The organism is Anaerofustis stercorihominis DSM 17244, from assembly GCF_000154825.1.
In the GTDB taxonomy this organism is placed as follows: Bacteria; Bacillota; Clostridia; order Eubacteriales; family Anaerofustaceae; genus Anaerofustis; species Anaerofustis stercorihominis.
Genome location: NZ_DS560015.1, coordinates 25,052 through 50,068 on the forward strand (window position 1 = coordinate 25,052; position 25,017 = coordinate 50,068).

The 25,017-nt window shown below is 32.5% G+C and carries 21 protein-coding genes and 2 rRNA genes (1 of these 23 running past the window's edge); 17 read left to right on the top strand and 6 right to left on the bottom strand.

Annotation, left to right across the window (positions count from 1 at the left end):
• Positions 1 to 2,806, top strand: a 23S ribosomal RNA gene (locus tag ANASTE_RS00145); it begins 55 nt to the left of the window's first position.
• Between the two features lie 83 nt (positions 2,807 to 2,889).
• Positions 2,890 to 3,006: ribosomal RNA gene (rrf, locus tag ANASTE_RS00150) — 5S ribosomal RNA — on the top strand.
• 83 nt (positions 3,007 to 3,089) lie between these two features.
• On the opposite strand, the gene ANASTE_RS00155 is transcribed toward rrf, so the two are convergent.
• The 5 genes from ANASTE_RS00155 to ANASTE_RS00175 all read right to left on the bottom strand — a co-directional run bounded on the left by ANASTE_RS00155 (position 3,090) and on the right by ANASTE_RS00175 (position 10,078).
• Positions 3,090 to 4,415: a Gfo/Idh/MocA family oxidoreductase gene (locus ANASTE_RS00155; protein ID WP_007048819.1), complete on the bottom strand. Its 1,326-nt coding sequence runs from the start codon at positions 4,413 to 4,415 to the stop codon at positions 3,090 to 3,092.
• Between the two features lie 164 nt (positions 4,416 to 4,579).
• Positions 4,580 to 5,326, bottom strand: a complete 747-nt coding sequence (locus ANASTE_RS00160) for an SDR family NAD(P)-dependent oxidoreductase (protein WP_007048820.1) — start codon at positions 5,324 to 5,326, stop codon at positions 4,580 to 4,582.
• 14 nt (positions 5,327 to 5,340) lie between these two features.
• Positions 5,341 to 7,074, bottom strand: a complete 1,734-nt coding sequence (locus ANASTE_RS00165) for a thiamine pyrophosphate-binding protein (RefSeq protein WP_007048821.1) — start codon at positions 7,072 to 7,074, stop codon at positions 5,341 to 5,343.
• 7 nt (positions 7,075 to 7,081) lie between these two features.
• A complete protein-coding gene (locus ANASTE_RS00170) occupies positions 7,082 to 7,432 on the bottom strand; it encodes a hypothetical protein (RefSeq protein ID WP_007048822.1) in 351 nt (116 codons plus the stop codon).
• 24 nt (positions 7,433 to 7,456) lie between these two features.
• A complete protein-coding gene (locus ANASTE_RS00175) occupies positions 7,457 to 10,078 on the bottom strand; it encodes a LicD family protein (RefSeq protein ID WP_007048823.1) in 2,622 nt (873 codons plus the stop codon).
• Positions 10,079 to 10,362: 284 nt separating this feature from the next.
• Between ANASTE_RS00175 and ANASTE_RS00180 the strand changes: the two genes are divergently transcribed.
• The 12 genes from ANASTE_RS00180 (at position 10,363) to ANASTE_RS12320 (ending at position 21,422) form a co-directional block, all read left to right on the top strand.
• Positions 10,363 to 11,091: a phosphatase gene (locus tag ANASTE_RS00180; RefSeq protein ID WP_007048824.1), complete on the top strand. Its 729-nt coding sequence runs from the start codon at positions 10,363 to 10,365 to the stop codon at positions 11,089 to 11,091.
• A gap of 18 nt (positions 11,092 to 11,109) precedes the next feature.
• Positions 11,110 to 11,358 (top strand): DUF3781 domain-containing protein, encoded by a 249-nt coding sequence (locus ANASTE_RS00185; RefSeq protein ID WP_007048825.1) that lies wholly within the window; start codon positions 11,110 to 11,112, stop codon positions 11,356 to 11,358.
• A gap of 113 nt (positions 11,359 to 11,471) precedes the next feature.
• Entirely contained in the window at positions 11,472 to 12,104 is a 633-nt protein-coding gene (locus ANASTE_RS00190; RefSeq protein ID WP_007048826.1) for a YigZ family protein, read from the top strand.
• Between the two features lie 10 nt (positions 12,105 to 12,114).
• On the top strand, positions 12,115 to 12,459 hold the full coding sequence (locus ANASTE_RS00195; protein ID WP_007048827.1) for a PAS domain-containing protein: 345 nt from the start codon (positions 12,115 to 12,117) through the stop codon (positions 12,457 to 12,459).
• A gap of 8 nt (positions 12,460 to 12,467) precedes the next feature.
• Positions 12,468 to 13,067: a Holliday junction branch migration protein RuvA gene (gene ruvA, locus ANASTE_RS00200; protein ID WP_007048828.1), complete on the top strand. Its 600-nt coding sequence runs from the start codon at positions 12,468 to 12,470 to the stop codon at positions 13,065 to 13,067.
• Between the two features lie 8 nt (positions 13,068 to 13,075).
• Positions 13,076 to 14,119, top strand: a complete 1,044-nt coding sequence (gene ruvB / locus ANASTE_RS00205) for a Holliday junction branch migration DNA helicase RuvB (RefSeq protein WP_007048829.1) — start codon at positions 13,076 to 13,078, stop codon at positions 14,117 to 14,119.
• A complete protein-coding gene (gene queA / locus ANASTE_RS00210) occupies positions 14,119 to 15,141 on the top strand; it encodes a tRNA preQ1(34) S-adenosylmethionine ribosyltransferase-isomerase QueA (RefSeq protein WP_007048830.1) in 1,023 nt (340 codons plus the stop codon). The genes ruvB and queA overlap by 1 nt, the downstream gene beginning before the upstream one ends.
• Before the next feature lie 9 nt (positions 15,142 to 15,150).
• Positions 15,151 to 16,353 carry a pyridoxal phosphate-dependent aminotransferase gene (locus ANASTE_RS00215; RefSeq protein WP_007048831.1) on the top strand — a complete coding sequence of 401 codons (1,203 nt, stop codon included), beginning with the start codon at positions 15,151 to 15,153 and terminating at the stop codon, positions 16,351 to 16,353.
• Between the two features lie 10 nt (positions 16,354 to 16,363).
• Complete coding sequence (purB, locus tag ANASTE_RS00220; RefSeq protein WP_007048832.1) at positions 16,364 to 17,797, top strand: adenylosuccinate lyase; 1,434 nt, start codon at positions 16,364 to 16,366, stop codon at positions 17,795 to 17,797.
• 25 nt (positions 17,798 to 17,822) lie between these two features.
• A complete protein-coding gene (gene rsfS / locus ANASTE_RS00225; protein ID WP_007048833.1) occupies positions 17,823 to 18,161 on the top strand; it encodes a ribosome silencing factor in 339 nt (112 codons plus the stop codon).
• Positions 18,162 to 18,166: 5 nt separating this feature from the next.
• Positions 18,167 to 19,639 carry a glutamate--tRNA ligase gene (gene gltX / locus ANASTE_RS00230; protein WP_007048834.1) on the top strand — a complete coding sequence of 491 codons (1,473 nt, stop codon included), beginning with the start codon at positions 18,167 to 18,169 and terminating at the stop codon, positions 19,637 to 19,639.
• 169 nt (positions 19,640 to 19,808) lie between these two features.
• Entirely contained in the window at positions 19,809 to 21,422 is a 1,614-nt protein-coding gene (locus ANASTE_RS12320) for an aminotransferase class I/II-fold pyridoxal phosphate-dependent enzyme (RefSeq protein ID WP_007048835.1), read from the top strand.
• A gap of 84 nt (positions 21,423 to 21,506) precedes the next feature.
• Here the strand turns inward: ANASTE_RS12320 and ANASTE_RS00240 are convergent, their stop codons facing one another.
• Positions 21,507 to 22,037 carry a DUF1836 domain-containing protein gene (locus tag ANASTE_RS00240; RefSeq protein WP_007048836.1) on the bottom strand — a complete coding sequence of 177 codons (531 nt, stop codon included), beginning with the start codon at positions 22,035 to 22,037 and terminating at the stop codon, positions 21,507 to 21,509.
• 181 nt (positions 22,038 to 22,218) lie between these two features.
• Between ANASTE_RS00240 and ANASTE_RS00245 the strand changes: the two genes are divergently transcribed.
• The 3 genes from ANASTE_RS00245 (at position 22,219) to ANASTE_RS00255 (ending at position 25,012) form a co-directional block, all read left to right on the top strand.
• Entirely contained in the window at positions 22,219 to 23,055 is an 837-nt protein-coding gene (locus ANASTE_RS00245) for a DegV family protein (RefSeq protein ID WP_242648096.1), read from the top strand.
• A gap of 148 nt (positions 23,056 to 23,203) precedes the next feature.
• Positions 23,204 to 24,106, top strand: coding sequence for a DegV family protein (locus tag ANASTE_RS00250; RefSeq protein WP_007048838.1), 903 nt, complete (start codon positions 23,204 to 23,206; stop codon positions 24,104 to 24,106).
• A gap of 171 nt (positions 24,107 to 24,277) precedes the next feature.
• Positions 24,278 to 25,012, top strand: a complete 735-nt coding sequence (locus tag ANASTE_RS00255; protein ID WP_007048839.1) for a MerR family transcriptional regulator — start codon at positions 24,278 to 24,280, stop codon at positions 25,010 to 25,012.
• The last annotated feature ends 5 nt before the right edge of the window (positions 25,013 to 25,017 follow it).

The window sequence follows — 25,017 nt, forward strand, 5'->3', positions numbered from 1 at the left end:
ACGTGATAAGCTGCGATAAGCTGCGTTTAGTTGCAAATGAACTTTGAAGCGCAGATTTCCGAATGGGGCAACCCACTATGTGAAGACATAGTACCACCATGTGAATATATAGCATGGTAGGAGGGAACCCGGCGAACTGAACCATCTAAGTAACCGGAGGAAGAGAAAGAAAAATCGATTCTCCTAGTAGCGGCGAGCGAACGGGGAACAGCCCGCGTATTAAGATATATAGTGTTTAGCAGAAGTGTATGGGAAGGCACACCAAAGAAGGTTATAGTCCTGTAAGCGAAAAGCATTATATAGTTGATACGCCTTGCGAGTACCACGGGACACGTGAAACCCTGTGGGAATTTGGGAGGCCCACCTCCCAAGGCTAAATACTACTGGATGACCGATAGAGAATAGTACCGTGAGGGAAAGGTGAAAAGTACCCCGGGAGGGGAGTGAAATAGAACCTGAAACCTTATGCCTACAAGCAACCAGAGCGCAAGTGATGGTGTGCTTTTTGTAGAACGAGCCAGCGAGTTACGGTGTGTAGCGAGGTTAAGCTGTTAAGCAGCGAAGCCGTAGGGAAACCGAGTCTGAATAGGGCGAAAGTTGCATGCTGTAGACCCGAAACCGTGTGATCTACCCATGTCCAGAGTGAAGCGAAGGTAAAACTTCGTGGAGGCTCGAACCGGTGTCTGTGAAAAAGGCTCGGATGAGGTGTGGGTAGGGGAGAAATTCCAATCGAACACGGAGATAGCTGGTTCTCCCCGAAATAGCTTTAGGGCTAGCGTGTGACGATGAATAATGGAGGTAGAGCACTGAATTGGCTAGGGGGCGTCTTGCTTACTGAACCATATCAAACTCCGAATGCCATATATTTTAGTCATGCAGTCAGACTGTGAAAGATAAGTTCCATGGTCGAAAGGGAAACAGCCCAGACCTTCAGCTAAGGTCCCAAAATTCTGATTAAGTGGGAAAGGATGTATAATTGCTAAGACAGCCAGGACGTTGGCTTAGAAGCAGCCACTCATTTAAAGAGTGCGTAATAGCTCACTGGTCGAGTGATTATGCGCCGAAAATAACCGGGGCTAAAATCAGATACCGAAGCTAAGGATTAGTTTTACTAGTGGTAGGGGAGCATTGTGTAAAGGGTGAAGCCGAAACGTAAGTATCCGGTGGACGTTACACAAGAGAGAATGCTGGCATGAGTAGCGAGAGTATAGTGAGAATCTATACCATCGAAAACCTAAGGTTTCCCGGGCAAGGTTCGTCCCCCCGGGGTTAGTCGGGACCTAAGGCGAGGCCGAAAGGCGTAGTCGATGGACAACTGGTTGATATTCCAGTACCGAATATGTTTGTTTGAGAGATGGAGTGACACAGAAGGATAAGTTATCCCAGCTGTTGGATATGCTGGGTCAAGTAGTGAGGGTGTACGGTAGGCAAATCCGCCGTGCATAAGCCTGAGCTGTGATGAGTACCGAAATTTCAGTAGGGAAGTAACTGATTTCACGCTGGCAAGAAAAGCTTCTATCGAGAACATGTTCGCCCGTACCGTAAACCGACACAGGTAGGTGAGGAGAGAATCCTAAGATGAGCGAGAGAAGTGTTGTTAAGGAACTCGGCAAAATAACCCCGTAAGTTCGCGAGAAGGGGTCCCTGTGAGAGCAGGGCGCAGTGAAAAGGTCCAGGCGACTGTTTACCAAAAACACAGGTCTATGCAAAATCGAAAGATGAAGTATATGGGCTGACGCCTGCCCGGTGCTGGAAGGTTAAGGGGATCTGTTAGCGCAAGCGAAGCAGTGAACTTAAGCCCCAGTAAACGGCGGCCGTAACTATAACGGTCCTAAGGTAGCGAAATTCCTCGTCAGGTAAGTTCTGACCCGCACGAAAGGCGTAACGATCTGGACACTGTCTCGACAACACACTCGGTGAAATTGTAGTACCGGTAAAGATGCCGGTTACCCGCGACCGGACGGAAAGACCCCGTAGAGCTTTACTATAGCTTGGCACTGAATTTCGGTATTGTATGTACAGGATAGGTGGGAGACTTAGAAACTAGGACGCCAGTCTTGGTGGAGTCGTCCTTTGGATACCACCCTTATAATGCTGGAATTCTAACCTGATACCGTAATCCGGTATAGGGACACTGTCAGGTGGGTAGTTTGACTGGGGCGGTCGCCTCCTAAAGAGTAGCGGAGGCGCCCAAAGGTTCCCTCAAAATGGTTGGAAACCATTTATTAGAGTGTAAAGGCAGAAGGGAGCTTGACTGCGAGACATACACGTCGAGCAGGTACGAAAGTAGGGCTTAGTGATCCGGCGGTTCCGAGTGGAAGGGCCGTCGCTTAACGGATAAAAGTTACCTCGGGGATAACAGGCTTATCTCCCCCAAGAGTCCACATCGACGGGGAGGTTTGGCACCTCGATGTCGGCTCGTCGCATCCTGGAGCTGAAGCAGGTTCCAAGGGTTGGGCTGTTCGCCCATTAAAGCGGCACGCGAGCTGGGTTCAGAACGTCGTGAGACAGTTCGGTCCCTATCCGTCGTGGGCGTAGGATACTTGAGAGGAGCTACCCCTAGTACGAGAGGACCGGGGCGGACTGACCTCTGGTGCACCGGTTGTCACGCCAGTGGCATAGCCGGGTAGCTAAGTCGGGACGGGATAAGCACTGAAGGCATCTAAGTGCGAAGCCCCCCTCAAGATTAGGTATCCCTTTCTTTATGAAGTAAGAGCCCTGATAGACTATCAGGTTGATAGGTCGCATGTGTAAGTGCAGTAATGTACTCAGCTGAGCGATACTAATTGCTCGAGGACTTGATCTAAAGATATAGGTACTTGTGGTTTAGAATCTTATGCAATTTATAATTATCTCTTAATGAAGAGTTAAAAATAAAATAGTTTAAATCCTCGTGATGATAGCGACGGTGTAACACCTGTAAACATACCGAACACAGAAGTTAAGCCCGTCCACGCCTATGGTACTTGTCTGGAGACGGACTGGGAGAGCGGGTAGTCGCGGGGTTTTTTTTATGCTTTTTTAAGTTTTTCTTTTTCTTGTATAGCAAAAAAGAATCATAATATATAATTATGATTCTTTTTTGTTTACTATTTATTACATTCTAATATTTCATTTTGTATATTTGATAAAATTTCAACAGTTGTTTCTAATTCATTTTCCTTTAATCTTTGAGATTTATTTCTGCTGTTTCTAATTAAATCCATCATATCTTGTACTAAATATCTAAATCCATTTCCCTCTAAATTATAGGTATATCTTTTATAATTTTTTTCATTTAAACTTTTTCTCTTGAAATATCCAACTTTCCACCATTCATGAGGTATTAAAATACTTCCGTTAGTACCAATGATTTCCATTACGCCTTCCAATTCAATATCATAGCCTATTTCTGCTATTGCTACTGCATTATCATATTTAAACATCAACATGCTATATATCACATTATTTATATCATCTTTTACTAATTTACAACTTGTCTCTTTATAGTTTGTTCCTAATAATTTGATAATTGTACAAATTGGATATATAGCAAGATCTGTAAAGTCCATAATTCTTTCTTTATCAAATTCATTTTTTGAAATACTACATTTAATGCTAATTAAATCACCAATTAAATTGCTCCTAGCATGCCATAATAATTGTCCAAATGCTTGTAAGTATAAGAGTGTAATATTGTTATAAAGAACAACATTATTTTTTTCCGCTAATTCAGTTAGTTCTTTGATTTCTTTTTTTTCTAATGAATAGGGTGCATCACAAATGACATGTTTTTTATTATTTAAAGCTTTTTTTACATATTTATACCTATCTTCTCTTTTAGTTTTAACGTAAACTATATCAATACTATTTAAAAAATCATTATAATTATTATATCCTGAATCTAATTCATATTTATTGCAAAAATCCTTTGCTATTTTTGCATCGTTTGAATACACACTTTCTAAATGTATACCACTAACATGTTTAGGCTCCATTACAGCCTCTCCATCGTATACAGTATCAGTGACTATTCCAAATTTATAATTTGTCATTTCTTCTTCACGAATTTTTGTACTAGATATGTTTTTAGTTCTTTCTAAGTATTTTACTTCACAATATTTTGAAAGATGATCAAATTTGCCTTTCCAATCAGATCCAATAACTAGTACATCTACGTCGTATTTTATAATATCTTGAATTTTTTGTCCTAGATATTCTTCTACTATAATTAAATCTGCAAACCCTGTTTTTCTAACATTTTCTATTCGAGTTGTTAAGCTGTCTTGAACAGATAATTTTCCACGTTCGCTATCATAGTTTTCTCCTGTTACTCCAACAATTAAATAATCGCCTTCCTCTTTTGCTCTTTTTAAAATGTTATAATGTCCTTTATGAAAAAGATCAAAGGTTCCATATGTGATTACTTTCCTCATTTGTTTCTCCTTATATTAAATTTATTAAAATACTTTGCAGAATATTGTTAAATATATGATTTATATACATTATAATACATTTTAAATATTTTATAAAGTGTTAAATTTGTTATAACTAATATAAGACTTTCTATATTTAGAAAGTCTTATATTAAAATTAAAATTTAAAAGTATCCATATCCGCCATGAATTTCAATAATAGAGCCGTTAATATAATCATTATTTAAAGTGTCTATACATAGCTTTGCTACTTCTTCTGATTTACCAAATCTGTGACATGCGATTTTTTTGTTAATTCTATCATAGCTTTCTTTTGTGCGTTTTTTTTGCCATGGTGTTTCTATAAAGCCAGGAGCTATAGCATTTATAGCGATATTTTTATGATCAAAAAATTTAAGTAAACTTTTAGTTAAATTAATTATACCTGCTTTGGATACACTATATACAAGTGAACCTGAATATGGCTCTATACCTGCATATGATGACATAAATAATATTTTTCCATTTTCATTTATATTTTTTTGAAGATCTTGTATAATAAATGTTGGAATTGATAAATTTGTTCGTATTACTTTTTCCCATGTTTCTATATCATAATCTCCAAATACAACTCTTTTACCATTTTTCTTAGCGTCAATTCCTGTGTTTAAAATTATCCAATCGATATTATTAAATTTTTTAATTACAAAATCAGTAAAATTTTTTGCTTCACTGTATTTTGAAAGATCAGCTTTTATAAATGTAACTCTTTTTTTATTTATTTCTGATAAGGAGTTATATATTTGATTTGCCGTATCTGAATTATGTCCGTAGTTTACTATAATTTGATTTTTGTCATTATCAGATAATAAATGATAAAGTATAGCTTTTCCTATGCCGCTTGTTCCTGAAGTTAACAAAATTTTTTTCATTTTTTTATATCCTTTTATATTGTAAGAATTTTTTCCATTATTTCTTTTGGTAAATATGGTTTTTGATTATACATTTCTTCTCCAAAGTATGTTTTTGGAAATGCTTCGGAGTTTGAATCTATCAATATTTCAAATAAACAAGGTTTACTAGAATCAACAGTAGTTATTGCATTATTCAATTCTTTTTCATTACGTATTTCATAAGATTGCAATGAATATGCTTTTGCTATTTTATAGAAAGAAGGTACTGTGTATCCGTTTTCTCTACTAGAACCATAATGTAGTTTATTAAAAAAGTCATTTTGCTGTTGTCTTATCAAACCTAAAGATCTATTATTAAAAACAAATATAAATATTGGTATTTGTTCTCTAAATATCCATTGTAGTTCTTGTATATTCATTTGAATAGATCCATCACCACATAAAGCTATACACCTATTGCCTGTTGCATAATATCCACCAATTGCTGCAGGGATTGAAAAACCCATTGCTCCGTGTCCACCTGAAAATAACATTTGTTGATTTTCTCTTGTTTCATATGATTGTGCTGCCCACATTTGATGTTGACCAACATCAACAAATACAGATAAATCTTCATTAAAATAATTACTTATTTGGCTAACAATCTTATTTACATTTCTTTCTTTTAATTTATTATCAAAGTTTCGCATTTCATTTTTAATTGAAATACATGTATTGAGCCAATTTTTTGAAACATTAAAATCAATTTTTTCGATCATACTTCTTATTATACCTTGAAAATCAATACAAAATGACAATTCATCTTTATGAACTTTTCTTTTTAATTCTTCCTTATCAAAATCAACTCTTATTATTTTTGCATTTTTAGCAAAATTTTCACTGTTTGCACCGGTTTGACGTCTACACATACTGCATCCAAAAGAAACTATTAAATCACATTTTTTATAAGAAATTACATTTGCCTCTCTAAATCCGTATGCTGCACCAACATATCCAAAAAATAAATTATCATTTATATCAAAAAGGTGCCTTGCTGGAAGACTTGTTATTGTAGGTATATTTAATTTTTCTATTAATTCTTTTATTAATTTATGTTCATTGCTGTTTTTCTTTACACCGTTTCCAATTAGAAGTAGAGGTCTTTCGGCATTTCTTATGTTTTCTAAAATTTTATCTGCTATTATATCATATTGTTTATTGTTAATATTTTTAATTTTAGGTTGAAAAGACTTTAATTTATTAATCTCTATTTCCTCACGCTGGATATTCATTGGAATATCCAATACAACAGGACCTTTTCTTCCATCTTGTGCAATATAAAAAGCTTTTTCTAATTCGTATCGGATATCGTTTTTATCCATAATTTGCGTACAATATTTTGTATAATTTTTTACCGATGAAATAACATCCATTTGTTGAAACCCTTGTTGCCTTAATGTAGGAATATCTGTATACTCATATAAATTTAACTGTCCTGTTATAAAAACTGTTGGTGAACTATCAAAAAAAGCATCTGCAATTCCTGACATCAAGTTCATTGCACCTGGTCCACTTGTTGCGTATGCTACACCTGTTTTATTTGATGCTTTTGAGTATCCTACTGCGGCAAATGCAGCACCTTGCTCATTGTAACAAGTATGATTTTTGATTTTGGTATTTTTATAAATGGAATCAACTAGATGAGCAATCATTGTTCCTTGGTAACCAAATATATCATGTATTCCTTGATTCACTATGAAATTTACGATATAATCACTAACTTTCATTGATTTATTACTCACTTTCTTTTTTTATTATTGGTTTCATAAGTTCCGATGTTGTATTTTGTTCAAGTATATTTGCATACTTAATATACCCTTGAAAGCGCAATAATTTAATTACCATTTCAAATAATTCCTCAGTTACTGCAAATCCCATTTTACGTTTAGCATAGTAAATTGATTTATTTTTTAATGTTTCTAAACATAAATCAAGCATTATATAATCTTCCATGTGATAATATTTTCTTATGGTATTCATTCTTGGTTTATAATAATAATAAAGTTCAGCTCTGTCTCCTGATCTGCTTAATATAGCCCAACTTTTTACTTTTGGATAGTTATAAATTTTTTTAATTTTAAGCATTTATTGTCTCCATTCTTATTTGATTTAATCGTTCCTGTCATAAGAAAAATCTAAATCATAGATTAATTTTGTCATTGATATAATAGTAGATTTTATTTTGTTCTGAATAATTATTTTTGAAATGTTGTTAAAGAAATCAAAATTAAATTTATTATTCGATGATAACTCTTTAAATTCTGATTTATTAAATAGTTCCGTTGAAATAACTTCCAGCTTTTCATATATATCTAAACATTTATCGTAATCAGTATAAATATTGTTCCATCTGCTTATAATCTTTTGAATGTTTATATGATTAATTTTTTTATTTATGCCATTAGATTGTTTATTTATTATTTGTTGAGTAAACATAATAAGATCTAATTTAAAAACTAAACTTAAAAAATTTAATATATATAAGTTATCAGTAATATTATAAAGTTTTATACTGTTTTCTATTGATTCATCATGAAATCCGGCTTTATATAATAATACAGAATTTAAATACATTTTCCATTCATTATTCATATTTGAATTATCAATCATGTCTTTTATATTTTTAAAATTATTAATTTCTTTTGAAAACGAAATGTTGATATATATTTCTCCAAAATCAGAGGATTTTGAAATTTGTTTGTAAACATGTTTAAGTTCTAATAAAGTAAGTTCATGACTTTTATTTTCTTTAATAAATTTTTTCAGTTCATAAATAAGAGAAAATATATCTTCATTTGATTTTCTGAATAAGTATTTACATTTAGAATATAAAGAGCATGCTTTATCATCTGTTTTAAGTATATTAAACAAGCCATCTGCGTATTCAAAACTTAAAGGATTTTTTTCATCATATAAAAATTCTATTTTCTTTATAATAAAATTATATTCTTTTTCTACATAATCTTTAATCTCTAATTGAATAATACCATTAGATGTATTTTTATATGCTTGCATATACATCAATATAGCATCATCCTTATTTGTTTTTAATTTTAAATCTGCTTTGAATTTTATAAATTCACCATCAATTACTTCTTGTTTTATGTTTTGATCTGTTTTGAGAGATATTGATGTTATATAATAATCTTCATCATCTAAATTGTCATTATCATATTCAAGTCCTGCGATTTCTGATTCATTATATTCATTCTCGTTATTAAGTATTGATAAATTATAATTATCAGAATTTTCAGAAGTATAAATGGTATGATTGATGTCCTCACCTTTCCTAATAAATTTTAGTATATTATCATTTTGAATTCCATTTGAGTTTAATTTACTTAAAATATATATTTTAAGTTTTATTGCACTCAAGCAATCTGGATTTTGTTTTAACAGATCATCAACGATTACAGTAGCTTCATCAAAATTATCAGATGCATATAATGAAATTGCTTTTTGTAAGTCTAAAATATATTTTTTTAGTATTTGTTCTTGTTCGTTTATACCTTTTTTTTGTTCTTTTATTTGTATAAATCTTAGTGCTTGCGATGTTTTACCGATTGTTGTTAATAATTTAACGCAAATATAAAAGTTTTTGTTACTTATTTTTAAATATATTGGTTTTCTAAATCTATTAATTCCGAAATAATCTTCACGTCCAATTAAATTTCTTTTGTTTTGGTCATTAATGAAAGATGTAAAAATTATTAAAAGAGCATTATAATGTCTTGCTTCATATGCAGCTAAAATTTCGGAATCGAGCTTTTTAAGTATCCTGTTATTTTTTAGTGATAGTATTATTCCACTTAATTGGGCACGGCAGTCTTTAAAGAATTGCCATGGATACATACCCAAAAACAATAAGACTTTTCTTTTTAAAAATTTATTATATATTTCATTTACATCGTAATATTTATATGCTTCTTCTTTAATAACAGTATACGGTGTATCAAAACAATAAACAGCTTTATGACTGCTACGTTCACTATGTGGAGGTAAAAACATCCAATCGTCTCCATAGTGCCATGAAAGATAGTCTGCAGATTTGTCGGGGCATATTAAACTTACCTCTTCAAAAGCATATCTCTTCCCTTGTCCATACATATCTTTGTTAAAAACAAATGGAATACCTCCCCATCTAAAAATATATTTATTACAATCTTCTTCATTGTAACAAAACATTTTTTTTTCTAATTCGGAAAGTACTTTGTCTTTGCCATATTTTTTTATTTTATGTCTATATTTAAAATAATTAATTAGATTTGTTCTCCATCTGAAACTGTATACACTTGACGGATTTATTAAATCGGCATATAATTCAAAATTTTTAATATAATCATTTTGAGCCTTTTTGTCATCTGGAATCGGATCAAGAACAAATATATCTATAACAATTCCTGCATCATCGTTATGCACTAACTGGTTTGTATGAATTGCTGTGGTGTCGAGATCTATATATCTTGCTAAATTATTGTGATAGCCTCTGTCAACTTCTTGACATTCTATGCTTCTATTGGGAGGCAATTGAGTCTTGCAAACTTCAATAAATTTATGATAATTATCTCTGGTCATTACTATGTCCATATCATCGTCCCATGGAATATATCCACGGTGTCTTAATGCTCCTAATGCAGATCCTCCGGCTAAGTAATAAACTATATCATTTTTTTTGCATATCTCATCAATTTCTTTTATTAAAGTATATAAATGGCGTTGAATATTGGTCATACTTTCCTCCGAATAATTTAAATATTATGCTTTTAAAATTTTACTTATTAATGATTTCATATTAACATATTATAATATTTTATGCAAATTTAATAATATTATTTTATGTTTTTTTAATGATTTCTACATATAAAATATTGTTGTTTTATAATATATCAGATTAAAATATATTTTTGAATTTTATTATTTCAGTAATAGATCTTATTTAGTGTTTTATAATGTTTTTATATTTAGTTTTTATATTTATGTTATAATAAAAAATATCAATAAATAAGAGGTGCAAAATGAACATTATAGCGGACTTACATACTCATACAAATATTAGCGAGCATGCATTTTCTACGCTTGAGGAAAATTGTATTGCTGGAAATAAAATAGGACTTGACGCGGTAGGTATTACAAATCACGGACCTGCATTGGAAGATGGTGCCAGTCATTGGCATTTTAAGAGCTTAGGGAAAAACAATCCGGGTAAAATGCATGGAGTTTATTTGATAAGTGGTATAGAACTTAATATAATGCAGGACGGCAGTATTGATTTAGAGGAAGAATATCTAAGTAATTTGGATTTGGTAATTGCTTCTTTTCATCAGGAAGTTTTTTATCCTAAAGATAAAAATCATGTAAATGATATGTTAAATGAGGCAATAACGAATAAGAATATAAATGTATTCGGTCATCTTGGCAATGAAATATTTAAATTTGATTATGAAGATATAATTTCAAAATGCAATAAGTATGATAAAGTGGTGGAAGTAAATAATCATTCTTTTGTTCAGCGTCCCGGAAGCGATGTGAATTGTTTGGAGATAATCAAACTTTGTAAGAAGTATGAAGTTCCCATCATGGTCAATTCCGATGCTCATATATCTTCCAGTATAGGTCATTTTGAAGATGCTATAGCCGTAATAGAAAAAGCAGGTTATCCTGAAGAGTTGATCGTAAATTCTTCTATGGATAGGCTACAGGATTATTTTAAACATATTAAAGGTATTGATATTTTAAATAGATAAATAAAAGGAATTATAATCATGAATGAAAAGGACGTTCTTTTAAATAACTTGGATAGGGTACATACCACAGAAATGGGTATAGAGCGTATAAAGAAAAATTTAAGTTTAAAAAATGAAGATGCAGTAGAATATTGTATTAAAATAATTAAAGATAAAGACTGCATTGTTACTAAAAAGGGAAAGAACTGGTATGCTAAGTTGGGGGATTGTGAAATAACGGTAAATAGGAACAGTTATACGATAATAACCGCACATAAGAAAAGTTGATTTTAGTGTGCTGATGATTATTATATTAAGGTAAAAACGGTAAATAGATTGAAGATATATCTTTATTATGGTATAATATTTAATCGTAAAAAATCAGAATTAGGTAAATTTTTATGAATTATATCACAATAAATGATAATTTTGAAAATAGTATAGAGATAAAGAAATCTAATTTTATTACGCATTTATTTTCTGTAACTTCTGTAGATGAAGTTAACGTTTATTTAGAGGAAATCAGAAAAGAGCATTATAAAGCAAATCATAATTGCTATGCTTATATCATTGGGACAAACATGGAAATCAAAAAATCAAGTGATGACGGTGAACCTTCCATGACTGCGGGTAGACCTATACTAAATGCTATGGAAAAGAATGATCTTACAAATGCATTGATAGTCGTTACCAGATATTTCGGAGGGATAAAATTAGGTGCCAGTGGACTTATTAGAGCTTATTCTTCCTCAGCCGGCGAAGTGATTAAGTGTGCTGAGCTGGTTAAGAAAGTTTATACCACAAAAATTAAAATATCTTATGATTATTCTCTTCACGGTAAGATAGAAACTTTTCTAAGAAGTTTGGGATATAAATTGGATAACGCGGAATTTACGGACAAGGTCGAATATAAGGTATATGTACCTATTGAAGATAAAGAAAAATTTAAAGAAGATTTGATAGCTTTAACAAATGCGAAGATAAATATTAATGAAGAAGATAATATTTATATAGATGAATATTTAGATAAATGAGGTATAGAAAATGGATTTAAATGTAGTTTTTAAAGGAATAGTAGAAGACTTGGACAATCCTGTATGTTTTGTCAACATGGAGCATATTATTACATATTTGAATAAAAGTGCAATGAAACGTTATGCTCACAGAGGTGGGGAAAAGCTTATAGGACAGTCTTTATTTAATTGTCACAATGAGAATTCCAAGAAACTTACTCTTGAATATATTGATAAACTTATAAATAATGATGATTTGAATGAAATTTGCATAGGTCATAATGATAAACATAAGGAAACAAATTATATAGTGGCAGTACGAGATGATAATAAAAAGATGATCGGCTACTATGAGAGACATGAAGCGGATAAGTAGAGGAAATAATGTTTGATTATATAAAAGGTGATGTGACTGATATCAGAGAAGGATATCTTACAATAGAAAACAAAAGCGGCGTTGGGTTTCTTCTTAATGTATCTGAAAATACCGCTACTGATTTAATAAATGACAGAGAAGATGTTAAAGTATATACTTATATGGCAGTTAGAGAGAATGATGTTAGCCTATTTGGATTTTCTACTTTATTTGAAAGAGAAATATTTTTTAAACTTTTAACTGTTCCCAAAATAGGACCAAAGATTGCTCTTAGCATACTCAGTGCACTTTCTCCGAATATGATAGTTGCGGCAATCATGAATAAGGATTATAAATCTTTATGTACCGCGAACGGAGTAGGAAAGAAGGCTGCGGAACAAATCGTTGTTACCTTACAGGATAAGTTCGGAGATTTACCTGAGATAGAAGAAATTACTGTAAATGATATGAATATAAATAATGATTTAAAAGATGAAGCTATTTTAGGACTTACTTCTCTGGGGTTTGACAGAGCTTATGCCGCAAAGATAGTAAGAGAAATTTCAGTAGACGATGATTTGACTATAGAAGATATTTTAAGCCTTGCCCTTCAAAAGGTAAATGAATAAGGAGATATATGGCTACAAGAATTGTTACAAGCAAAAAAACTGAATTGGATATTGAAAAGGATAAGTCTCTTCGTCCTTCTACTCTTGGAGAGTATATAGGTCAGGAAACCGTTAAAGAGAGGATGAGGGTCTTTATTTCTGCGGCAAAACAAAGAGGTGAAGCTCTTGATCATGTTTTGTTGTACGGACCTCCCGGGCTTGGTAAGACCACCTTATCGAATATAATAGCAAACGAACTCGGAGTATCCATTAAAGTAACTTCCGGACCTGCAATAGAAAAGCCGGGAGATTTAGCGGCTATATTGTCTGGGCTTAAAAAGAATGATGTGCTTTTCATAGACGAGATACATAGACTCAACAGGACTATAGAAGAAGTTTTATATCCCGCAATGGAAGATTATGCTTTCGATATAGTTATGGGTAAAGGACCTAATGCTAAATCCGTAAGGATACCGATAGCACCTTTTACATTGATCGGTGCAACAACAAGGACAGGACTTCTTTCATCTCCTTTAAGAGATAGGTTTGGTGTCTTGAATAAGCTTGAGATGTATAAAATAGAAGAGCTTATGGAAATCATAAAAAGAAGTTCGGGGATACTCGATATAGATATAGATGATGAGGGGGCAAAGGAAATTGCTATTCGTTCAAGACAAACTCCAAGAATTGCAAACAGATTTTTAAAGAGGGTAAGAGACTATGCTCAGGTAAAAAACTCCGATATGATAAACGGTAAGATTGCCGTAGAGGCTCTTAAATTACTGGATGTTGATGAGAATGGTCTTGACAGTAGTGATATCGGTATATTGGATGCCATTATAAATAAGTTTGACGGAGGACCTGTCGGGCTTAATACTCTTTCTGCAATAATAGGAGAGGAAGAAGATACTATACTTGATGTGTACGAGCCATATCTTCTTCAGCTTGGTTTTATAAACAGAACTCCGAGGGGAAGAGTAGCAACCAAACTTGCATATGATTATTTGGGTGTTCCTTTTACAAACGAAGAAATGCTGACAAAATCTATATTTGAAATGGAAGAAGAAAATTAATGAAGACTAGTGATTTTGATTATAATCTGCCGGAAGAACTTATAGCACAGACTCCCATAGAAAAGAGAGATACTTCAAGGCTTATGGTGGTTGACAGGGATACAAAAAAAATCAAACATAAACATTTTTATGATTTGATTGAATACTTAAATGAAGGTGATACCTTGGTTTTAAATGATTCAAAGGTATTTCATGCAAGGCTTTATGGTGTTAAGGAAGAAACCGGAGCAAAGATAGAAACTTTTGTTTTGAAGCCTTTAGCGGATAATATGTTTGAAGTAATGATAAAACCCGCAAAGAGACTTAAGGTAGGCTCTGTTGTTAAGTTTGATGAAAATTTATCCATGGAAGTTTTGGAAAAGTATGAAGAAGGTTTGGCTAAAGTCAGATTTTTTGGATGCAGCGACGTATTTTCTTATATAGATAAAATAGGAACCGTACCTCTTCCTCCTTATATCAAGGAAAAACTTGATGACGATGAGAGATATCAGACTGTCTATTCAAAAGACAAAGGCTCTGCCGCGGCGCCAACCGCAGGACTTCATTTTACAAATGAGCTTCTCGAAAAGATAAAACAAAAAGGTATAAATATTTGCTATGTCACTCTTCATGTGGGGCTAGGTACTTTCAGACCCGTTAAAGAAGATGAAATAACTAATCATAAAATGCATAGTGAATTTTTTATAATAAGTAATGATACCGCTAAAATGATAAATGAGACTAAGAAAAACGGCAAAGACATATATGCGGTGGGAACTACCACGGTAAGGACACTGGAAAGCTGTTATCAGAAATACGGAGATATAAGAGCCACTAATATGGATACTAATATATTCATATATCCTGGTTTTGAATTCAAAGCCATTGATCATCTTATAACAAATTTTCATCTGCCTAAATCTACATTACTCATGTTAATAAGTGCTTTTTACAATAAAGATGATATACTTAAAGCATACAAGGAAGCAATAAAAGAAAGATATAGATTTTTCAGTTTCGGCGATGCAATGCTAATACTATAGGAGGAATTTATGAAAAAGCCATTATCAAACAAACTAGATAAAATATCACCGTCAATGACACTTGCAATAACTTCAAAAGCAAACAAAATAAAAAGAGAGGGTACAAAAGTTTATTCTTTCGGTACAGGAGAGCCTGATTTCGATACGCCGAGCCTGATAATCGAGGCTGCAAATGAAGCAATGAAAAAAGGCATTACAAGATATACCGATGTAAAAGGTCTTATTGATTTAAGACAGGCTATAAGTGATAAATATAAAAAGGAATTTGATTTAAGTTATGACCCTGAAACGGAAATCATAGTATCTTCCGGAGCAAAACATTCTTTATTCACCACTCTGCAGGCTTTGATAAGCGACGGAGATGAAGTCATAATCCCGGTACCTTACTGGGTAAGCTATTCCGAAATGGTAAAGGTCGCTGGGGGAGAGCCGATATTCGTATATCCCAAAAAAGAAAATAACTTTATACTTACAAAAGAAGAATTAAAGTCTGTTATAACTCCAAAATCAAAAGTAATAATGCTTAATAATCCTTCAAATCCGACAGGAGTAGTTTATACAAAGGAACAGCTTAAAGAAATCGCTGAAGTTTGTTTAGAAGAAGGAATTTATATTTTAAGTGATGAAATATATGAAATGCTTCTTTATAATAATAGAGAATTTACTCCCGTTGCTTCTTTATCGGAGGAAATAAAAGATATTACAATTACCATAAACGGAGCAAGTAAATCTTATGCAATGACTGGATGGAGAGTCGGTTATGCCCTTGCAAACAAGGATATAATAAAAGCCATGAATACAATTCAGGGACAGTGTGTATCTCATCCGAGCAGTATTTCTCAGTATGCCACTGTAGCGGCTTTAAAAGCCGATCAAAGTATTGTAAGCGATATGGTAAAAGAGTACGACAAAAGAAGAAAATATATGCTTGAGGAGCTAAAGGGAATAGAGGGAGTAAACCCTATAGAGCCGGACGGTGCATTCTATGTGTTTGCTGATGTTTCCGCTTTTTATGGAAAAGAATATAACGGTAAAACAATCAACGGTTCAATAGAATTTGCCGATGCGCTTTTAAGCAGTAAATACGTTGCAGTCATTCCGGGTATAGGCTTTGGAGCAGATGACTTCATAAGATTTTCATATGCGACCGGTATGGATGATATAAAAAAAGGTTTAAAATTATTTAAAGAATTTATAAATGAAATAAAATAGGAGAAAAGAAATGAGTAAAGATATTTATACCAATCCGTTAATAGAAAGATATTCGAGTAAGGAAATGCTTCATATTTTTTCATCCGATAAGAAATTTTCTACATGGAGAAAACTTTGGGTGGCTTTGGCAAAAGGTGAAAAAGAATTAGGTATTGAAATCACCGATGAACAAATAAAAGCTTTGGAAGAAAATATTTTTGATATCGACTATGATAAAGCAAGAGAGTACGAAAACAAATTCAGACATGATGTAATGGCTCATGTTCATACTTACGGGGATAAAGTTCCCGAAGCCAAAGGTATCATTCACTTGGGAGCAACCAGTGCTTACGTAGGTGATAATACCGATTTGATAGTGTTTAAAGAAGCATTGGAGCTTATCAAAAAACAGCTTGTAAACCTAATCAAGGTAATGAGTGATTTTGCACTTAAATATAAAGATATGCCTACTTTAGGATTTACTCATTTTCAGCCTGCACAGCTTACCACTGTAGGCAAAAGAGCTACTCTTTGGATACAGGATTTGATCCTTGATTACGAAGAAGTGGATTTTGTTCTTTCCACTTTCAGAATGAGAGGAGTAAAAGGAACGACAGGTACTCAGGCAAGCTTTATGAGTTTGTTCAATAATGATGAAGAAAAAATCAAGAAATTAAATCAATTTGTTTGTAAAGAAATGGGTTTTGATACCGACTTTACCGTAACAGGTCAGACTTATCCAAGAAAATTCGACAGCAGAGTAGTAAATTCTCTTGCGGGTATCGCACAAAGTCTTCATAAATTTGCTACTGATGTAAGACTTCTTCAGAACTTAAAAGAAATCGAAGAGCCTTTTGAAAAGAACCAAATCGGTTCGTCTGCAATGGCTTATAAACGTAATCCTATGAGAAGTGAAAGGATTTGTTCTCTAGCCAGACACATAATCGCAAATCAAGTAAATCCTGCGATGACGGCAAGTGTTCAGTGGTTTGAAAGAACTCTCGATGACTCTGCAAACAGAAGGATCTCCATACCTGAAAGCTTTATGTGCTGTGATGCGATTTTACAAATAGCAATTAACATTGCAAGCGGATTTGTCGTTAACGATAAAGTTATCCATAAGGATATCATGGCTGAACTTCCTTTCATGACAACGGAAAATATTTTGATGGAAGCTGTTAAGAGAGGCGGAGACAGACAGGAACTTCACGAAAAAATCAGAGTATATTCTATGGAAGCAAGCAAGAGAGTTAAACAGGAAGGTAAATCAAATGATTTACTAGAAAGGATTGCCGCTGACCCTGCATTCAACTTGGAATTAAGTGAAATCCATGATATCTTAAAACCGGAAAAATATGTAGGAAGGGCAATAAACCAAGTAACGGAATTCATTGAAGAAGATGTAAAACCTATTTTAGAAAAAAATAAAGATTTGATCGGATATGATGTTACATTAAAGGTATAATAAAAATAAAAAGTTAGGTGAAATAATGAATTATAAAGAAAAAACACAATTTTTTATAGACTTGCTTGAAGAAAAAAAATTAACAAATATATATGCAGTAGACGTTACTGATTTAACGGCAGAAGCAAATACTTTTATCATAGCGACTGCGGGTAGTGACAGACAGGCAAAGTCAGTTTGTGAATTTATAGAAGAAAAAGCCGAAGAAGAAGGTTTATATACATCGGGAAAAGAAGGTGTCGAGCTTTCCAAATGGATACTTTTGGACTATGGTGATATCGTGATCCATATATTCTTAAAAGATGAGAGAGATTTTTATAATCTTGAAAGACTTTGGCAAGACGGAAAAATTATTAAGGAGTAATTTGAATGAATATAAGAACCAGATTTGCACCGAGCCCAACGGGATTTTTGCATATAGGAGGGCTTAGGACAGCATTATACTGTTATTTATGGGCAAAACATAATGACGGAGATTATCTACTTAGGATAGAAGATACAGATAGAACGAGGTATGTAGAGGGTTCTGTCGAAAATCTTATAAATGCACTTAATTTCTGCGGAGTAAAGCACGATGAAGGCCCCATGCTTAAAGATGGTAAAGTAGTGGAAGTCGGAGAAAAAGGACCATATTTCCAGTCGGACAGACTTGATATTTATAAAAAGTATATCAACAAGCTGCTTGATGAGGGAAAAGCTTATTATTGTTTCTGCGATAAAGACAGACTCGAAACATTAAGAGAAGAACAGATAAAAAATAAACAGACTCCGAAGTATGACGGTAAATGTAAAAATCTATCCAGAGAAGAAGCGGAAGAAAAAATCAAGAACGGTGAGAGTTACGTAATAAGAATGGCTCTTCCCGAAGATGAGGATATCACTTTTGAAGATGAAGTAAGAGGAAAAGTTACCATCAATACAAAAGATGTCGATGAACAAGTCCTTATAAAAACAGACGGTTTCCCTACTTATCATTTTGCGGTAGTTGTAGATGATCATTTAATGGATGTCAATTATGTGATAAGAGGGGAAGAATGGCTTGTCTCAACTCCAAAACATATTATTTTATATAATTACCTTGGCTGGGAACCTCCTAAATTTGCTCATCTTCCAACGGTTTTAAACAAAAACAAGAAAAAACTGAGTAAGAGACACGATTCAGTTGCAGTGGAAGATTTTATACAAAAGGGATATTTACCTGAAGCTTTAATAAATTATATAGCTTTGCTTGGATGGTCGGATCCTAACGACAGAGAAATATTATCTATGGAAGAACTTATTAAGGACTTCGATATTTCAAGAGTAACAAAAGCCGGTGCAGTATTCGATACGGAAAAGCTAAACTGGGTAAATGCACATTATATAAAAGAAAAATCCAATGAAGAATTGATTGCCTTAATCAAGCCTTATCTGTTAAATGAAAAGCTTATAGATGACAGTACTTCCGAAGAAATACTTATATATATTGTTGAAGCTATAAAAGATAAATTGAATTACTTTGAAGAAAGTATAGAACTTACAAAAGAACTATTTTTAAAAGCGGATTTGAATGCTCTTGATGATAATGCAAAAGAAATTATGGATATGGAAACGAATGAAACGTTGTTTTCAAACCTTGTATCTTTGTTTGAAAAGGAAGATAGTTTGACGCCTGAAATAGTGGGAAAGAGTTTAAAATCCATTCAAAAAGAATTTAAGATAAAGGGAAAGGCTTTGTATATGCCTACAAGGATCGCAATCAGCGGTATTATGCACGGTGCTGATTTAACTTATATATTGAGCATACTTGGCAAAGATGAAGTAATTTCAAGACTTAAAACAGCAATTGAATTTATTAAATAGATTATTTAAAATATGCTCATTTGGGTGGGCATATTTTTTCTTTAAATAATACTTAATATTTATGAGTAATTGGTTTTATTTTGCCTTTTTTCACTATTTTACTTGTAAAAATGTTACTTTTTTTATATGATATAAAGAGTGTAAAATGACGAAAGATTGAGGGTTAGATATGTATAGTTTTACAAATGATTATAGCGAAGGTGCTCACAAAAATATTTTAGCGGCACTTATAAAAACAAATTTTGAACAAGCAAGCGGATACGGTACAGATCATTTCTGTGAAGAAGCAGCAAATATGATAAAAGGACTTGTTGGTAATGAAGACAGCAGTGTACATTTTTTAGCCGGAGGTACAGGTACTAATACTGCCGCTATCTCAGCTTTTTTAAGAGCTCATGAGGGGATTATCGCTCCAAAGAGCGGTCATATAAATGTGCATGAAAGCGGAGCTATCGAAGCAGTCGGACATAAAATAATCCAAGTGGAAGAGACTAATGGGAAATTAACCGCTGGGCAGGTTGAAGAAATCGCAAAGGCTCACTATGAAGATGAGGAAAAAGAACATACGGTAAAGCCTAAGATGGTATATATTTCAAATCCTACCGAAGAAGGTACGATTTATTATAAAGATGAACTTATTAAATTAAGAGAAGTATGTGATAAGTATGATATGTTCTTATATGTTGACGGTGCAAGATTAGGTTCTGCACTTACGAGTGTGGATAATGATTTAACTTTAAAAGACTTGGGAAGTTTGACCGATGCATTTTACATAGGCGGAACAAAAATGGGCGCGCTGTTCGGTGAAGCTCTTGTTATCAATAATAAAGATTTAAATGTGGATTTCAGATATCATATCAAACAAAATGGGGGCATGCTTGCAAAAGGCAGATTGATAGGTGTTCAGTTTGTTGAACTTTTTAAAGATAATTTGTATTTTGAAATCGGAAAACATGAGAATAAACTTGCAAACAGGCTTGCTTTAGGTGTAGGTAATTTGGGATATGGATTTAATTCCTTGTCTTCAACAAATCAAATTTTCCCTATACTTCCAAACGATATATTAAAAGTATTATCAAAAAAATATTCATTTGCCCTTTGGGAAAAGTTGAATGAGGAACAAAGCGTGATACGACTTTGTACTTCTTTTGCAACGAGTGAAAAAATGGTTGATGAGTTTATAAAGGATTTAGCTAAACTTACTTTTGCGAAAGAAAAATTATTAAAAGAACTGGAAGCTCAAAAAGCCGACGAGCAAATAGTATCTGAACCTGAGGAATTAGAAGTTAAAGAAAATGAAAGCATACAAGAAGTTCCTGAGGAATTAAAAGAAACTTTGGATGAAAAAAATATTGAAGTAGCAGACGAGTCTGAGCATAAAACAGAAATTCAAGATGAAACAGAAGTATTTCCTCAAGAAGAAAAGGAAAATAATTTAGATATAGCATATGAAGATGAAGAAGTTATCCCAATTCAGACTCAAGTTATAGAAGAAACACAAAGTGTCATTCCTGATGAAGGAATTACAGAACCTGTTAATAAAAATATATCTGAAGTCGTGCAGCCTAAAAAAGCTGTAGTTGAAGAATTTATTCCTATGGAAGAAGAAAATCCTAAAGATGCTGAAAAGTTTGAAAGAGTAGCAGATAATGAAGGCGACATTTTTGCTGATGTCTTTAAGGAAGAAAAAAACAGTGAAGTTTTTGAGTCGGTTAAAAATGATGTCACATTTAAAAAAGATGATGATTTAGATATTTTCAGCGAATTTGAATTTGAAGACTAAAAATTAAATAATAAATAAAAAAGGACAAATATTTATTGTCCTTTTTTTGTTTAATAATTAAGACAGCAATAAAAAAGAAAGCATTTAGCTTTCTTTTGAAGTCGTATATGCAAGATATTTTTGAAGATATATTTTATTGGCAAAAGACTTAGTTGCAAGTCTTACTATCCTTGCTTCGTATTTGGTACTGTCATTTTCTTTAAGTTTATCTTTTTCATCCGTAAATGCGATTTCAAGAGCTTTTTCGATCCATTGTGCGAAATAATCATATGCTTCTTCAATCGGATATGTGTCGATTTGTATTTTTATTAAATCACATATTTCAGATATTGATAAAATTTGCTTAAGTACACATACTACAATGATATATGCAATGTGATTTTTGGTATATTTTTTCTTAACGGGCGGAGATACGAGCCCCTGCTTAACATAATTATTGACCATTGAAGAAGTTATAATTTTTTCTTTTTCACTGGAATTAAATACTTTTAATGTATTTTCTATCAAACTTATTACTTGATCCATATATAATTCTATATTTGGAAGTTCCTCATAACGGGGAAAATGGAATTCTAAAATTTCTTTGGTATATTTTGAATTTTCAAAAATAGTCATAATCAATACTTCTCCTTGATGAAAAGTATATCATTCAAATTTTATCATGTCAATAGTTCATAAAACCTCTTGACAAAGTATTATACATTATATAAGATAATATTAAATACTAGATAATATTAAAATAATATAATAGTAAGGGAATAATAAAAATAGGATATAAAAGAAAAAATTAGCTATAATTACGGATTCAGGTACAGATGTACCAAAGAAATATGTTGATAAATATAATATGTATGTCGTTCCGTTGATAGTAAATTATAATAATAAAAGTTATAAAGATGTGATTGATATCGATATAGATACAATATGTGATAGATTAAAGGAGGAAATTCCTACAACTTCACTTCCGTCTATTGATGATATTATGGAAACTTTTGAAAAAGTAATTAGCGACGGTTACGATAAGGCTATCGTTATAACTATTTCAAGCGGTCTGAGCGGAACTTACAATGCAATGAGGATTGCAAGCGAGTCCTTTGAAGGAAGACTCGAAACTATGTTAATTGATACAAAGAATATAGATATAGGAGCCGGATTTAGTGCCATTAGGGCTGGAGAGCTTATTGAACAGGGCTGTTCATTTAAAGAAATCAAAGAAAAGCTTGATGACGCCATAAAAAATACAAAAGTTTATTTTTGTGTAAAGACCCTTGAATACCTTAGAAAAGGCGGAAGAATAGGATTGGTTGCTTCTGTTGTCGGTACGGCTCTTGATTTAAAGCCTGTAATGTCCTGTAATGAAGACGGAGTGTATTATGTCGTATCAAAAGCCAGAGGCAGGAAAAAATCTCTTAAAAAGGCTTTAAGCGAAGCTATAGATTATTCTAAAAAGTACAATAAATATAATGTAGCCGTAGTAAACGTTCAGGCCGAAGATGAAGCGAAAGAAATCGAAAATAGTATAAAAAAAGAATTTCCTAATGTAGAAAATGTATTTATAGGTTCAATATCTCCGACACTTGCGGTTCATACAGGACCGGGGTTAATAGGTGTGGGAGTACAAAAAATAGATTAATACCTAATAAGTTAATATTAAAAGGTCTCGATAATATTGGGGCTTTTTTATTTCCCTTAATTAATAACACTTTCATTGATATTTAAATTTTTTGGTAGTATAATATGTTCTAATGTAATTGTAAATCTGTGTTAATAAAGGAGAAAATATGAACTTTCAAATCGTTAGTGACGGTGCCTCTGATTTACCTGTAGAAGTTTTAGAAGAAAATAGTATCAGCACTGTACCTTTTTATGTTTCGTTCGGTGAAGAAGAACTTCAAAAAGAGGCAAGCAGTATGAGCGTAAAAGACTTTTATAAGAGAATGGTCAATAATCCGGATGTGTTTCCAAAGACTTCTCTTCCGAGTGTGAATGATTATATTGAAGTTTTGGAGCCATATATCAAGAAAAATATCCCTGTTATTTGTATATGTATAGATTTAAAAATAAGCGGTTCGTTCAACAGTGCAAGTATGGCGAAATCACTTTTGGAAGATAAATATAAAAATGCTGAAATCAAAGTTATAGACTCAACTGTTTTAACTGCCGCTCAGGGAGTATATGTCATGGAAGCGGTGAGAATGAGAAATGATAATTTAAGTTTTGAAGAAGCTTATAATAAATTGGAAGAAATAAAGTCTACAGGCAGAATTCATTTTACCGTCGGTAATGTCGAATATCTAAAACACGGTGGACGTATCGGTAGACTTGCGGGATTTGCGGCAGGAGCTTTAGGCTTGAAGCCTCTTATAGTATTGGAAAACGGAGATATTTTCCCCGGAGGTGTTGCAAGGAGCAGAAAGAAAAGTATCTCACAGCTTATGAAAGTTACCAAGAAACATTTTGAAGATATAGGGGACACTCCGGATAATTATTCCTTTGTTGTCGGATATGGTTATGATGAAGCAGAGGGATATGAATACAGAGAGAAGCTTTTCAGTTCATTAAAAGAGTATTCAAATATAGATAATATTGAAGATATAAAAGTAATACAAATCGGAGCTACTACAGGGGTTCATACCGGGCCGTATGCTCTCGGTCATGGATTTGTAAAAAAATATGATAAGTAAAATTGTTAGTGGCAAATTATATAAAACGGATAAGATAATATTAAAACTTATTCGTTTTTTTATATAATGGAATAATAGACAATATAATTATAGTTTATAAAATTATATTATATAAAAAAGTACTTGACTCTAACGTAACGTAATGGTGTAGATTAATCTTGGAGGTAGGATATGAAGTTAAAAGTAGGAGATGTTTCAAAACTATTTGGTATAAGTGTGCGCACACTTCATTATTATGATGAGATCGATCTTTTAAGACCTAGAGAGACAGATGAAATATCCGGATACAGATATTATGACAAAGATGATTTAGAACAGCTTCAGGAAATAATGTTCTATAAAAAGCTTTTGATACCTCTAAAAGAAATCAAGCTGATTTTATCTAAGACTGATTATGAGAGAGAAGAAATTTTAAGTAAACATAAAAACTTATTATTGCTTGAAAAAGAAAAAATTGACAGTCTTATAAAATTAGTGGATAATACTTTGAAGGGAGAGAATATTGATATGAGTACTTTTGATATGAATGAAATTGAAAGAGTAAAAAAAGAGTATAAACAAGAAGTGATTGCTAGATGGGGAAGCAGTGAAGCTTATAAAGAAAGCGAAAAAAGAACCGATTCTTACAGTAAAGATGACTGGGAAAAAATTAATAAAAAACAAGAAGAAATCTTTACTTTATTTTATTTAAGTAAGGATAAAGATGTAAATTCAGATGAAGTGAAAAAATTGGTTAAAACTTGGCAGAATTTTATAAGTGATAATTTTTATCCTTGTACCGATGAAATATTATCCGGACTTGCAGATATGTATGTTTGCGATGATAGATTTAGAAATAATATCGATAAATTCGGTGAAGGGACTGCCGAATTTATGAGTAAAGCAATAAAAGCTTATACTAAGTAGAGGAA

Bases quoted from the DNA above. Each gene is read 5' to 3' on its own strand.
- ANASTE_RS12320 (WP_007048835.1), top strand. From the start codon at position 19,809: ATGTATAGTTTTACAAATGATTATAGCGAAGGTGCTCACAAAAATATT.
- ANASTE_RS00250 (WP_007048838.1), top strand. From the start codon at position 23,204: ATGAACTTTCAAATCGTTAGTGACGGTGCCTCTGATTTACCTGTAGAA.
- ANASTE_RS00255 (WP_007048839.1), top strand. From the start codon at position 24,278: ATGAAGTTAAAAGTAGGAGATGTTTCAAAACTATTTGGTATAAGTGTG.
- gltX (WP_007048834.1), top strand. From the start codon at position 18,167: ATGAATATAAGAACCAGATTTGCACCGAGCCCAACGGGATTTTTGCAT.
- ANASTE_RS00185 (WP_007048825.1), top strand. From the start codon at position 11,110: ATGAATGAAAAGGACGTTCTTTTAAATAACTTGGATAGGGTACATACC.
- ANASTE_RS00215 (WP_007048831.1), top strand. From the start codon at position 15,151: ATGAAAAAGCCATTATCAAACAAACTAGATAAAATATCACCGTCAATG.
- ANASTE_RS00155 (WP_007048819.1), bottom strand. From the start codon at position 4,415: ATGAGGAAAGTAATCACATATGGAACCTTTGATCTTTTTCATAAAGGA.
- rsfS (WP_007048833.1), top strand. From the start codon at position 17,823: ATGAATTATAAAGAAAAAACACAATTTTTTATAGACTTGCTTGAAGAA.
- queA (WP_007048830.1), top strand. From the start codon at position 14,119: ATGAAGACTAGTGATTTTGATTATAATCTGCCGGAAGAACTTATAGCA.
- ANASTE_RS00190 (WP_007048826.1), top strand. From the start codon at position 11,472: ATGAATTATATCACAATAAATGATAATTTTGAAAATAGTATAGAGATA.
- ANASTE_RS00175 (WP_007048823.1), bottom strand. From the start codon at position 10,078: ATGACCAATATTCAACGCCATTTATATACTTTAATAAAAGAAATTGAT.
- ANASTE_RS00195 (WP_007048827.1), top strand. From the start codon at position 12,115: ATGGATTTAAATGTAGTTTTTAAAGGAATAGTAGAAGACTTGGACAAT.
- ruvB (WP_007048829.1), top strand. From the start codon at position 13,076: ATGGCTACAAGAATTGTTACAAGCAAAAAAACTGAATTGGATATTGAA.
- ANASTE_RS00160 (WP_007048820.1), bottom strand. From the start codon at position 5,326: ATGAAAAAAATTTTGTTAACTTCAGGAACAAGCGGCATAGGAAAAGCT.
- purB (WP_007048832.1), top strand. From the start codon at position 16,364: ATGAGTAAAGATATTTATACCAATCCGTTAATAGAAAGATATTCGAGT.
- ANASTE_RS00170 (WP_007048822.1), bottom strand. From the start codon at position 7,432: ATGCTTAAAATTAAAAAAATTTATAACTATCCAAAAGTAAAAAGTTGG.
- ANASTE_RS00180 (WP_007048824.1), top strand. From the start codon at position 10,363: ATGAACATTATAGCGGACTTACATACTCATACAAATATTAGCGAGCAT.
- ANASTE_RS00165 (WP_007048821.1), bottom strand. From the start codon at position 7,074: ATGAAAGTTAGTGATTATATCGTAAATTTCATAGTGAATCAAGGAATA.
- ANASTE_RS00240 (WP_007048836.1), bottom strand. From the start codon at position 22,037: ATGACTATTTTTGAAAATTCAAAATATACCAAAGAAATTTTAGAATTC.
- ruvA (WP_007048828.1), top strand. From the start codon at position 12,468: ATGTTTGATTATATAAAAGGTGATGTGACTGATATCAGAGAAGGATAT.